Annotated in this window: 12 protein-coding genes, 1 pseudogene and 1 riboswitch; of the genes and pseudogenes, 4 read left to right on the plus strand and 9 right to left on the minus strand. The window is 37.5% G+C overall.

The window, feature by feature from the left end; all coding sequences use genetic code 11:
• Positions 1 to 179 precede the first annotated feature (179 nt).
• The 3 genes and pseudogenes from C9914_RS06230 (at position 180) to C9914_RS06240 (ending at position 1,566) form a co-directional block, all read left to right on the plus strand.
• A complete protein-coding gene (locus C9914_RS06230; protein WP_022265082.1) occupies positions 180 to 740 on the plus strand; it encodes a leucine-rich repeat domain-containing protein in 561 nt (186 codons plus the stop codon).
• A 26-nt stretch (positions 741 to 766) separates the two neighbouring features.
• Positions 767 to 985, plus strand: a pseudogene (locus tag C9914_RS06235) (potassium transporter TrkG); the annotation flags it as partial.
• Positions 986 to 1,035: 50 nt separating this feature from the next.
• On the plus strand, positions 1,036 to 1,566 hold the full coding sequence (locus tag C9914_RS06240) for a fructose-bisphosphatase class III (protein WP_158707347.1): 531 nt from the start codon (positions 1,036 to 1,038) through the stop codon (positions 1,564 to 1,566).
• 132 nt (positions 1,567 to 1,698) lie between these two features.
• Here C9914_RS06240 and C9914_RS06245 read toward each other — a convergent pair whose 3' ends face one another.
• The 4 genes from C9914_RS06245 to pgeF all read right to left on the minus strand — a co-directional run bounded on the left by C9914_RS06245 (position 1,699) and on the right by pgeF (position 7,169).
• Positions 1,699 to 2,910: a CAP domain-containing protein gene (locus tag C9914_RS06245; protein ID WP_106764157.1), complete on the minus strand. Its 1,212-nt coding sequence runs from the start codon at positions 2,908 to 2,910 to the stop codon at positions 1,699 to 1,701.
• Between the two features lie 119 nt (positions 2,911 to 3,029).
• A complete protein-coding gene (locus tag C9914_RS06250; protein ID WP_106764158.1) occupies positions 3,030 to 3,794 on the minus strand; it encodes a DUF6873 family GME fold protein in 765 nt (254 codons plus the stop codon).
• Between the two features lie 65 nt (positions 3,795 to 3,859).
• Positions 3,860 to 6,022, minus strand: coding sequence for an anaerobic ribonucleoside-triphosphate reductase (gene nrdD / locus C9914_RS06255; protein ID WP_106764160.1), 2,163 nt, complete (start codon positions 6,020 to 6,022; stop codon positions 3,860 to 3,862).
• A 307-nt stretch (positions 6,023 to 6,329) separates the two neighbouring features.
• Positions 6,330 to 7,169, minus strand: coding sequence for a peptidoglycan editing factor PgeF (gene pgeF, locus C9914_RS06260; protein WP_106764162.1), 840 nt, complete (start codon positions 7,167 to 7,169; stop codon positions 6,330 to 6,332).
• Between the two features lie 108 nt (positions 7,170 to 7,277).
• On the opposite strand from pgeF, the gene C9914_RS06265 reads away from it, so the two are divergent.
• The gene (locus tag C9914_RS06265; RefSeq protein WP_022265075.1) at positions 7,278 to 7,517 is read left to right on the plus strand and encodes a hypothetical protein; all 240 of its coding nucleotides are present in this window, start codon (positions 7,278 to 7,280) and stop codon (positions 7,515 to 7,517) included.
• A gap of 13 nt (positions 7,518 to 7,530) precedes the next feature.
• On the opposite strand, the gene mscL is transcribed toward C9914_RS06265, so the two are convergent.
• From mscL to asd, 5 genes are all read right to left on the minus strand, one after another.
• On the minus strand, positions 7,531 to 7,968 hold the full coding sequence (gene mscL, locus C9914_RS06270) for a large conductance mechanosensitive channel protein MscL (protein ID WP_106764164.1): 438 nt from the start codon (positions 7,966 to 7,968) through the stop codon (positions 7,531 to 7,533).
• Between the two features lie 50 nt (positions 7,969 to 8,018).
• Positions 8,019 to 8,474 carry an ACT domain-containing protein gene (locus C9914_RS06275; RefSeq protein WP_106764166.1) on the minus strand — a complete coding sequence of 152 codons (456 nt, stop codon included), beginning with the start codon at positions 8,472 to 8,474 and terminating at the stop codon, positions 8,019 to 8,021.
• 43 nt (positions 8,475 to 8,517) lie between these two features.
• The gene (gene dapB / locus C9914_RS06280) at positions 8,518 to 9,279 is read right to left on the minus strand and encodes a 4-hydroxy-tetrahydrodipicolinate reductase (RefSeq protein WP_106764168.1); all 762 of its coding nucleotides are present in this window, start codon (positions 9,277 to 9,279) and stop codon (positions 8,518 to 8,520) included.
• Positions 9,280 to 9,738: 459 nt separating this feature from the next.
• A complete protein-coding gene (gene dapA, locus C9914_RS06285; protein WP_106764170.1) occupies positions 9,739 to 10,626 on the minus strand; it encodes a 4-hydroxy-tetrahydrodipicolinate synthase in 888 nt (295 codons plus the stop codon).
• A 40-nt stretch (positions 10,627 to 10,666) separates the two neighbouring features.
• Positions 10,667 to 11,743: an aspartate-semialdehyde dehydrogenase gene (asd, locus tag C9914_RS06290; protein WP_106764172.1), complete on the minus strand. Its 1,077-nt coding sequence runs from the start codon at positions 11,741 to 11,743 to the stop codon at positions 10,667 to 10,669.
• 127 nt (positions 11,744 to 11,870) lie between these two features.
• Positions 11,871 to 12,044, minus strand: a riboswitch (Lysine riboswitch).
• Positions 12,045 to 12,174: the final 130 nt, after the last annotated feature.

A 12,174-nucleotide genomic window follows, 5' to 3' on the forward strand; every position in this document is an offset into this window, starting at 1 on the left:
AGTGATATTATAAATAGAATTATAGAAATTATTTGCCCTATATAATTTTTGTTGACAAATAATTAAATAAAAAGTATAATATAACACATAATCATCTAAGGGTACAATGATTTCAAAATATGAATAATTGAAACACAATTATTTAAACAAACAACATATTAAAGGAGATTTTAATAATTATGAAAAAAATAATGATTGGTCTTTTGGCCGTAATAATGACAATGTCAATTTGTGCATGTGGCAACGATACAAACACTTCTTCAAAGGAGTCAAAAACAGAATCATCAGTTTCGGCAAGTAACAGCTCCTCAAACAAAAAAGAGTTGATATATGATTCAACTGAAGCTTTCAATTATTCAGAAGTTGACAGTGGAATTAGTATAATTGGATTCACGAACTATGATTATGTTGAATATGACAAAATCATAGTACCAAGTGAAATAGATGGAAAAAAAGTTGTTGGAATCGGTGATGATAAGAAAGATTATTATGTTTTTGGAGCTGTCTTTGGAAACTGTGAAGTTGTAATTCCTGATACGGTTACTTATATTGGTGATTATGCTTTTACGGGTGCAAAAGGATTAGTAAAGCTATCCGGCGGCGAGAATTGCAAGAAAATTGGCGAGTATGCGTTTATGAACTGCGTAAACTTAGCTGAGGTTACATTCTTGGATAACGTCACTGATTTAGCTGATAACGCGTTTGCCGGCTGTACAAAATGGGAAAGTCTGCATTCATAAGTGTCGCTCTATGCTTAGGAAAATTCATAGTTACATCGTTTACTGCTGTTACTGCAACAATCAATAACATAGGTCCGGGCTTAGAGCTTGTTGGCCCTACTCAGAATTTTTCAGTATTTGGTCCATTCTCAAAATATGTTCTTATGTTTGATATGCTCGCAGGAAGACTTGAACTTTTCCCACTGCTTATATTATTCCACCCGAGTGCTTTAAAAGATATGGTTAAAAAAAGTAATAACTATTAATATTCAGAAAGCTTGTCTACATAAACAGACAAGCTTTTTTGTGCTTAATATTGAAAAATCGACTTGCAAATACTACCTTTGAAAGATATTTTGTTGAGGATAATGAAACGCATAAAGAAGTCAAAGATATTTATTATCAGCTTATAAATGATGAAAATATAGTAAATAAAATTTTTAAGATGTTTGGTATAGAAAGCGAAAATGCTCATATTATAAACGGTCATGTTCCTATTCATCATACGGAGGGCGAAAGTCCTATTAAATGTAATGGCAAGGTTATTATTATTGATGGCGGTTTCTCTCAACCATATCACAAAGTAACAGGTATAGCGGGATATACTCTGATTTATAACTCCTATGGACTTATGCTCACAGCTCACGAGCCTTTTAAATCAGTAGATGATACTATCCGAAATGGCATAGATATGCAGACAAACCGTGTTGCATCGGAAGTAAGTCAAAAGCGTATACTTGTCGGAGATACTGATAATGGCAAAGAAATAAGAGAAAATATAAAAGATTTAAAAGAGCTTATTCAAGCATATAGAAATGGTGCTATAAGGCAAAATCAAAGACCTTAAAATTAAAGAGCAAACTTAGTTTTACCTAAGCTTGCTCTTTTTACTTGCTCTAAAACTGGTATTTGTCAAGTAGATGTACCCCAAAACTCAACAAACCACTAATTATATACTCAATTTTACACTATTTATATTCTACACAATAGCCCCGCCTACTCTAATAGCTGTATATACAGTACCATTAGAATCTATAGCGTATGCGGCAGTCACAGAGTGACTGCCTGCGTTCATCAAAATGGCTCTATGCTCTGGTGAGTTCATATAAGCTTTAATCTGTCGCCTCAAAGCTTCCTCTATTGTTGAAGCCCCCTCTGACGCTCCCACACATGAACAACCAACACCACTACCATGTGTAGCATAACCCATATTAGCCATTTTCTGTGCTCCTTCAAGCGGTTCTCTTACTTCTGGATCTCTATAAGGATCAAACTTACCAGTAGAATCAAATAAATAATCAAAATCATTCTTAGCTGATGGATCTTCATTTATTAAACGAGTCAAACCATCAGCTGTCCACTCAAGTTTACCCAAGCCTTCTTTTGCTCTTTCCGCATTGATGAGGTCAACGAGATTTACACTGCTGAAGCTATCCATACCCCTATAAGAATAAACAGCCTTCCTTGCACCTGTTATCCTGTGACCACCTGAAGTAGACGAACCTTGGACTTTTGCAATAGTCTTAGATTCTGTCTTACCACAAGAATTGCAGGTACGCTGTTTCCTACCCTCTGAAGAAGTTGTAGCTTTCTTGACAGTTTTCCAATCAGACCATCTGTGACCAGTAGCATCTGTATAACTGTCAGTATAACTTGCACCACAAGAACAGGTGTGAACTGTATAACCACCACTTGTACAAGTAGCTTTTATAGTCTTTGATGAATAACTGTGACTATGTGATGGTGTAGAACTTGAACTACTACTTGAGCCACTGCTTGAGCCACCACTTGACGGTTTAGAACTGCTATCGTTACTTGGCACTTTAGAATTACTACTGGAATTTGTTGAAGTATTTGATGATTTTGAGGTTTCAGTTGGTTTACTTGATGAATTTGAGTTTTGAGTTTCTTTTTTGGAATTTTCCACCTTTGAATTTTGAGAATCACTACTTACATTTGAATTTATACTGCTTTCTATATTACTTTTTTCGGAGATTTTGCTTTCTGATGAATTGTCAAAGCTACTCTCTAATGAGGTATTATTAACCGTATTTTCTGATGAATTTTCGATTTGTGCATTAGTTGGAGCAGTTTCTGATGAACTACAAGCCGACACTGCAAGAACCATTGCAATAACTAATGCAATAACCGTTGCAAGCAAAATCGAGGAAAATATAATTTTCTTTTTCATAGCTTATCATTCCTTTTTGGCTACATTTTATTTTATACTTTTATTATAACATATTTATTGGACATTGCAAGTAAAAACTTTATTTTTAATAAAATATTTTTCGCAAATTTTAATTTATATCAATAAACCCACTCTTGCTTTGTAGATATAAATCCACCTATATCAAAAAGTCTTTTGTTTGAAAGTGAAATTAGATTTATACCATAATTCAAAGCAAAGGCTTTTATATCATCATAGTTTTTATGAACCTTTACATCGCCACAAAATGCAAGAATATCATCAGAAAGCTTTCCGCAAGAACCTCCGATAAAGCCATAATTGTAGTCTTCTATTTCAATATATCCACTCTCTATTTTAAGTACATCAATGCTATTTTCAATACAAGCCTTATATATTCCGTTATCTGAGGTTATAACGGCATTTTCTGCAACAACAGCAGTCGAACAGCGAGCATAACCTTGCTTAACTGAAATAATTTTAATAGAATTTTTCTTGCAATATTCCATAAGCTTATCATCAATAGATGATTCACGACATATCATTTTATCTCCTAAAATTACAGCATTAAGTGCTGTACAGCTTGGATACTTGCCAGAAATTATTTTTTTTGAAAGCGAAACATTATAGCCGAGAAAGCTTAATTTATCCGCAAGAACAGCATTATTTTTAGCAACAAGCAAATTATCATTGCACAAATGAATTGTTGAAATATCGGTATGATACTTTTCAACACCACATATTTCAGAAAGCATATCAGATTCTATTATAGAAATTCCGAGCCTTTTAAGCTCATCTATAACAAACTTATATCTACCGGAAACTATAAGCTCCGAAACATTAAATTTCGGAAGATTTGGTTTTTCTACAAAAATTGATTTATTCATTAGACTAACCACCAATCAAAAAAGCTACGGTCTTTGCTTAATTCAAAGCAACCGTAGCTTTTTTATTATAAGTGCATTACACGGTCTTTAATCTCCTGTGTACGACCTTGATTCCAATATTGTGTGCCTATGTATCCACAAGTTCTTCTTGCAACATTCATCTTAGATTGGTCACGGTTGTGACAATGTGGGCATTCCCATACGAGCTTACCGTCCTCATCTGTAACAATCTGAATTTCTCCATCAAAGCCACACACTTGGCAATAATCGCTCTTTGTGTTTAGTTCTGCATACATAATATTATCATAGATGAACTTAATAACATCAAGAACAGCCTCAATATTCTGCTGCATATTAGGAACTTCGATATAGCTTATGGCACCGCCTGTTGAAAGTGCTTGGAACTTTGATTCAAAGCTAAGCTTTGTAAAAGCATCTATATCCTCTGTTACATGAACATGATAGCTATTCGTTATATAGTTTCTGTCTGTTACACCCTCGATAATTCCAAAACGCTTTTGCAAGCACTTTGCAAATCTATATGTTGTGCTTTCGAGAGGTGTTCCATATATACCAAAACCAATATTTGTTTCTTTCTTCCAACGCTCGCAAGCCTCGTTCATATGCTCCATAATTTTTATCGCAAATGGAGTTGCTGACGGGTCTGTGTGAGATTTGCCTGTCATATACTTTACACACTCACAAAGTCCTGCATAACCAAGAGATATTGAAGAATAACCTCCATATAAAAGCTTATCTATCGGTTCTCCCTTTTTCAGACGAGAAATTGCACCATACTGCCATAAAATAGGTGCCGCATCTGAAAGCGTACCTTTTAATCTTTCATGACGGCACATAAGTGCATCATAGCAAAGCTCAAGACGCTTATCGAAAATCTCCCAGAATTTATCAACATCTCCGCCTGATGAAAGTGCTACATCAACGAGGTTGATTGTTACAACGCCTTGATTAAATCTGCCGTAGAACTTATAGTTTCCATTTTCGTCCTTCCAAGGTGAAAGACAGGAACGGCAACCCATAACAGGAAAGCAGTTACCCTCTTTAAGCTCTTTCATCTTCTTTTCGGAAATATAATCAGGAACAAGACGCTTCGCTGTGCATTTTGCAGCAAGCTCTGTGAGGTAATAATATTCTGAACCCTTTTCTATATTATCTTCCTCAAGGACATATATAAGCTTTGGGAATGCAGGTGTAATCCATACGCCCGCTTCATTCTTAACGCCCTCATAACGCTGACGAAGTGTTTCCTCGATAATCATTGCGAGGTCACGCCTTTCAGTAGCATTCTTAGCTTCATTAAGATACATAAATACTGTTACGAAAGGTGCCTGACCATTTGTGGTCATAAGAGTTACAACCTGATATTGGATAATCTGAACACCACGCTTGATTTCTTCACGAAGTCTGCGTTCAACAATATTTGAGATAACTTCCTCATCAAGTTCTCCATGAAGTTCTTCTACTTCTCTGAGAACGTCTTTGCGGATTTTATTTCTTGAAACCTGTACAAATGGTGCAAGATGTGCAAGGCTGATACTCTGACCGCCATACTGACTACTTGCAACCTGAGCTATAATCTGTGTTGCAATATTACAAGCTGTTGAAAAACTATGTGGTTTTTCGATGAGTGTACCAGAAATAACTGTTCCATTCTGAAGCATATCCTCAAGGTTGACAAGGTCGCAGTTGTGCATATGCTGTGCATAATAATCCATATCGTGAAAATGAATTATACCTTCCTCGTGGGCTTTTACAATTTCTTTTGGCAAAAGCAAACGCTTTGAAATATCCTTACTGACCTCACCTGCCATATAGTCACGCTGAACGCTATTGACGGTGGGGTTTTTATTTGAATTTTCTTGCTTAACCTCTTCGTTATTACATTCTATAAGGCTAAGAATCTGATTATCAGTAGTATTTGCCCTTCTTACAAGAGTACGGTTATAACGATACTTAATATATCGTTTAGCAACCTTAAAAGCACCTTGCTCCATAATCTTTTGCTCAACCATATCTTGAATTTCTTCAACACTTGAGGCACGGTTTATAGAGCTGCATTTTTGCTCAACAGATGCAGCTATTCTGACAATCTGTTCACGAGAAAGTTCTTTGGAGGAATCATCTGCATTATTTGCTTTTGTAATTGCTGAAATAATTTTAGTTATATCGAAAACGACCTCTGTACCATTACGCTTAATAATTTTCATTTTAAATACTCCCTTAAAAAATCGCAATAAAAAAGCCTGCTTACAAACAGGCTTTCAGATATAAATCTAAGATATTCCTCTGCCTGTGATACAATATATAGTAGCACAATCAGAGAAAGCTGTCAATATATAGTTTTAACAAATTTTGATAAACCACAAAATGTAGAGTACCTTAATCAAAATGCGAACATAGATAACTATACAACAAATTTCGCTAAATAATTTTACTTCAAAGAAAATTAAAAAATAAATCTTAAATTTAAAACTCTTGATAGAAATAGTTTATTTAACAAATTTATATTTGTAATTATTCAGTCATCGAAATAAAAGCACTCAAGCCTCCACGCTTACCGTTTGTTGCTCTATGTGAAAATAGAAGGTCGCTATTGCATTTTGTGCAAAGGTCACTAACAAGAATATTTTCAGGCAATAAGCCCGCACTAAGCAAAGTTCTGCGGTTTACTTCCTTTAAATCGACAATGTGTTTTCCCCTGCCAAGTGATTTTGTGAAATATGCTGGACGCAAATCTATCATTGAGGCAAATTTCTCATAAACAGGTGTATCCACCTCGTAACAGCAACCACCTATCGCAGGACCTACAACTGCTATAATATCCTCTGGGTCGCAGCCGTATTCCTCTGTCATTCGCTCAACTGTGACCTGCCCCATTCGGCTTGCTGTACCTCTCCAGCCTGCGTGTGAAGTTGCGATAACATGCTTTTTAGGGTCAGCAAAAAGAAGCGGTGTACAGTCCGCATAATGCGTTACAAGCGTAACATTAGGCTCATTAGTCATAAGGCCGTCCACGCTGAGCATATCCTTAGGACGCTCAATTCCTATGCCACAATCCGCAGAAGTAACCTTGCGTACAAAGGTATGGTGGTCCTGTGCAGAGCTTACAAGAGTTGAATAATCTAAGCCTACTGCATCGCACATAAGCTTATAATTCTTTCTGACATTTTCGTCAGAATCTCCTCTGCCGAATGCAAGGTTCATAGAATTAAATTCGTTATCACTAACACCGCCGATGCGTGTAGAAAATGCGTGCTTAACAAAGTCCAATTCAGAAAGATTTGGAAATGTTAAAAAGGCAACTCCGTTCACAAAATTTAAATTTGTATTATTGCTCTTGAATATCACATTCATTCTCCTAATACGATATTTGCAATATTTCGCAAAAAGTGTTATAATAGGTCGATAGATAGACAATAATACGCACTTGGGCGTTTATTTAAGATAAGGAAGATGATATTTATGATTAACCTAAATAATATAAAGCTGCCTTTTCAGAAAAAGCTTTTCGGCAACAATATTGAGCCAAAGTGCGAATATTGCTGTTTCGGTCGAGTTAAAGATGATGGAACTATTCTTTGTTACAGTGGCTCAACACCTCAAGAGGGCGGTTGTAAGAAATTTAAGTATGACCCTCTCAAGCGTGAACCGAATAAGCTCCCTCCGCTTCAGAAATACTCTCCCGAAGACTTTATGTTATAATTAAATTTCGGGCTTAATCCTTGTCTGCATCTGCGAAAACCTCATCAAGATGAGATGTGCAGTGTGGGCAGCGTGTAGCCTTAATATCAATCTCTGTCATACAGAAAGGACAAGTCTTGACGGTAGGCTCAGCCTCCTCAGGCTTGTTTTTCTTTCCGAGTCTTGATAAAGCGTTAAGTCCTTTAACAAGCAAAAAGATAACAAATGCCATAATAATGAAATTGATAACTGCTGTTAAAAACGAACCATACTTCACACTTACGCCGAAAATCTCAACAGACAAATCTGACAAGTCAGTTTTTGCAACCAGTCCTATCAAAGGTGACATAATATCCTTTACAAGTGAATTAACTATTGCTTGAAATGCCGCACCTATGATAACACCGATTGCAAGGTCCATTACACTTCCACGAAGTGCAAATTCTTTAAATTCTTTAAAAAACTTTTTCACAGTATATCATACCTCTGAGTTTATGGGCGAGTAATATTCGCCCTTTATTTTTATACAAATTGGCGGCTAAGGCTGTCTACTGCGTCATCGAAGTCTGCACGAGTTACAAGCACAGAAATTTGTGATTCACTTGTTGTGATAAGCATAATCTGTACATTTGCCTCAGCTAAGGTCTTGAATACCCTTGCAGCGACACCAGGAGCATTCTCCATAGCAACATCAACTATAGAAATAATGCAGTTTCCGCTCGAAACTATTGGCTTTACAGAGCCATCTTTGAGCTTAGATGTATACTCAACAGTTTTGATAAAATCATCGTCCTTGACAGTAAAGGCAAGAACTGAACGGTTACTTTTTTCTGAAAGTGAAATCATATTTACATCTACAGAAAGTTCTGCAATTTTTCCGAATACCTCTCCTATAAACGCCATATCACTCGGTACATTCATAAGTTTAATCAATGTGACATCTTCACAGGTTTTAATAACAGGGTTAAATTTACTCAAAACAAACAGCTCCTTTCAAGTTATAACATTATAAAATTATGATTTAGTTTTGTGCAGAAAGCAAGTCACTCATATCGTACATTCCAGCAGACTGACCGTTCATATATACTGCCGCATTAACTGCTCCAACTGCAAAAACTGACTTTGAACGGGCAGAATGACTTATTGTGAAAAGCTCATCTGTACCTGCAAAAAGTACTTCGTGTTCGCCGACAATATTTCCACCACGAACAGCGTGGATGCCGATTTCACGCTTATCACGCTTTTTTCTGTATGCGTGGCGGTCATAAACATACTGTGCGTCATTTTTTGCGTACTCTGTTATTGCATCAGCTATCATAAGTGCTGTACCACTCGGTGCATCAAGCTTTTGGTTATGATGCTTTTCGATAATCTCTATATCAAAGCTTTCACCAAATACCTTAGCAGCTTTTTTGGAAAGCTCGATTAGAAGATTTATGCCGAGTGACATATTTCCTGAATAGAAAATAGCAATTTTCTTTGAAGCTTCCTTAATTTGTGCAACCTGTTCAGGACTATAACCTGTTGTGCAAATTACAGCAGGCAACTTCTTTTCAATACAATATGCAAGCATATCATCAAGGCAGACAGGATTAGAAAAGTCGATTACTACATCGGCAGCTTCTGATATTTCTGCAAAACCGCTGTATACCGGAAATCCTAAGCCTTCTTTTTTTGCAATATCAACACCTGCAACAATTTCACAATCGGAACGATTATCAACAGCAGCAGCAATAGCTGCTCCCATCTTTCCGCAAGCTCCACAAAGAACTATCTTTGTCATCGTTTACACATCCTTTTATTTAAAAATCATAATTAGCTAACGCACTTCCCAAAAGAAACTTAAAAGTTTCGCTCGAGCCTTTTCTACACCAGCTTTGCTGGTGAAAGCTGCTCGCAGGGTTGAGGGACGGAGTCCCTCATGGGTTTTAAGGGCAACGCCCTTAACATTCTTTACTTCTGAGCGGCGGACTTTGTCCGCCGCTCAATTTTTTGTGTAAGCAACATTAGTCAAAAGGGGCGGACAAAGTCCGCCCCTTAGGGAGCAAGAGATGTTAAGGGCTTCGCCCTTAAAACCCACCAAAGGCTCTGCCGTAGGTGACTACCTTTGGAAACCGCAAGCCTTTAAAAAGGCTTGACCTAAACTTTAAGTATCTTAGAGAAGTACATTAACTTATCGGTAGTTTAGTCCTCCGCATGAATAAACTTCCCAATCCGCATATTGGCAGCGGCGGCTCGCCGCTTAAATAAGGCCGTATTCAACGAGAGTCTTTCTCAATGCCTCGTGATCGCTTTCGCTCATAGCAGTAAGTGGCAAACGACAATCTCCGCAGTTGAAACCGAACATATTCATAGCTTCCTTAATCGGAATAGGGTTGACATCTGAGAAAAGCATATCCATAAGCTTAATGTATTTTTTCTGCATCTCAAATGACTTCTTAAAATCACCTGCAAGTGCAGCAGCTACAAGCTCGTGGCTTTCCTTAGGGCAGATATTTGCAAATACGGAAATAACACCCTTACCACCCATAGCTGTAATTGTGAAAGCCTGACTATCTTCGCCTGAATATACATCAAGATTATCTCCGCAAAGAGCCATTGTGCGTACAAGTGCTGATGTATCGCCGTTAGCTTCCTTTGTAGCCTTGATATTTGGGTGCTTGGAAAGCTCGTAATATGTTTCCGGCTTAATATTACAGCCTGTTCTTGATGGAACATTATAAAGAATAATCGGAATATCAACATTATCTGCAATAGCTGTATAGTGGCGAATAAGTCCTGCCTGAGAGGTCTTATTATAATATGGTGTAACGGAAAGAATAGCGTCTGCACCAACAGTCTGAGCATGCTTTGAAAGCCCTATTGCGTAGTTTGTGTCATTGCTTCCTGCACCTGCAATAACAGGTACACGATGTGCAACCTTCTTAATAGTGTATTCGATAACCTCGCAATGCTCCTCGTTATTGAGAGTTGCGGATTCACCTGTTGTACCACAGGTTATAATTGCATCAGTACCATTTTCGATTTGGAAGTCGATAATTCGTCCAAGCTCGTCAAAGTTTACTGAACCATCGGGATTCATAGGTGTAATAATAGCAACGCCTGAACCCTCAAAAATGTGTTCTGACATAGTATCACCCCGTTTATAAATTTTAGATTTATAGAATTAATCAGTCAAAGTAACCTTCTGCTGCAAGAAGCTCTGCAAGAAGAACTGCACCGCCTGCTGCACCTCTAAGAGTATTATGTGACATACAAACAAACTTGTAAGTATACTGTGTATCCTCTCTGAGTCTGCCAACAGAAATAGCCATACCATTTTCAAGAGTTCTTGCTGATTTAATCTGTGGTTGGTCTGGCTCTCTGAAATAGTGGAGGAATTGCTTTGGAGCACTTGGAAGCTGAAGCTCTTGTGGCTTACCGCTATAAGATTCCCAAGTTTCGATGATTTCCTCAACTGATGGCTTTTGCTCAAGCTCTACAAAAACTGCCGCTGTGTGTCCATCACTTACAGGAACACGGAGGCACTGTGCTGTGATTGCAGGAGTATTAGTTTTAACGATTTCGCCGTTTTCGATTTTACCCCAAATCTTGAGTGGCTCTTGCTCAGACTTTTCTTCCTCGCCACCGATATATGGGATAAGGTTATCTACCATTTCAGGCCAACGCTCGAAAGTTTTTCCTGCACCTGAAATTGCCTGATATGTGCAAGCAAGAACCTTCTTAACACCATACTTGAGAAGTGGGTGTATAGCAGGAACATAGCTCTGAAGTGAGCAGTTAGATTTAACAGCAATAAAGCCCTTCTTTGTTCCAAGACGCTTTCTCTGAGCCTCAATGATTTTAAGATGCTCATCATTGATTTCTGGGATAATCATAGGCACATCAGGTGTAAAACGGTTAGCACTGTTATTAGAAACAACTGGGCACTCTGCCTTCGCATAAGCTTCTTCCAAAGCCTTGATTTCGTCCTTCTTCATATCAACAGCACAGAATACGAAGTCAACCTTAGATGCGACTTCTTCTACATTTGCAGCATCAAGGATAACCATATCTTCCATAGCCTTTGGAATAGGTGTTGTCATAGCCCAACGGTTAGCAACTGCCTCTTTGTATGTTTTTCCAGCTGAACGAGCACTTGCTGCGAGAGCAACAACATTAAACCAAGGGTGGTTCTCAAGAAGTGTGGCAAAACGCTGACCAACCATACCTGTAGCACCAATAATACCTACATTGTACTTTTTCATAATAAAAAACTCCTTTTATATTGCCTGATGGCAAAAAATTTCATTATCCCGAATAAAAGAGCAACAAAAAACCGGTTCACTAAAAACCGGTTCATACTTCTGATATTATTAAGCTGCCTCTATGATATATAAAGATAGCTCTCCACCATAAGTATGATGACAGCCATATGGAGATGTTCCACACAGCCAGCGAAAGGTTTTGCCATAGCCCTACGCTTCGGCGATAATTCTATTCGCAAGGTATCTCAGATTTCGGAACTCTCCTCCTTGCTACACGAATTAACGCACCTCTATCCCGGAATTTAAAAATTCTTACAATTCATAATATATCATTTATACGACTTTGTGTCAACCTTTTTGAAGCAACTTTAGAAAGAAGTTTTTGTTATTATAAAATAGTAAAAATCAAAATTTTATTTTGTACAATATTA

Origin of the sequence: Pseudoruminococcus massiliensis (assembly GCF_900291955.1) — a bacterium.
Classification (GTDB): domain Bacteria; phylum Bacillota; class Clostridia; order Oscillospirales; family Acutalibacteraceae; genus Pseudoruminococcus; species Pseudoruminococcus massiliensis.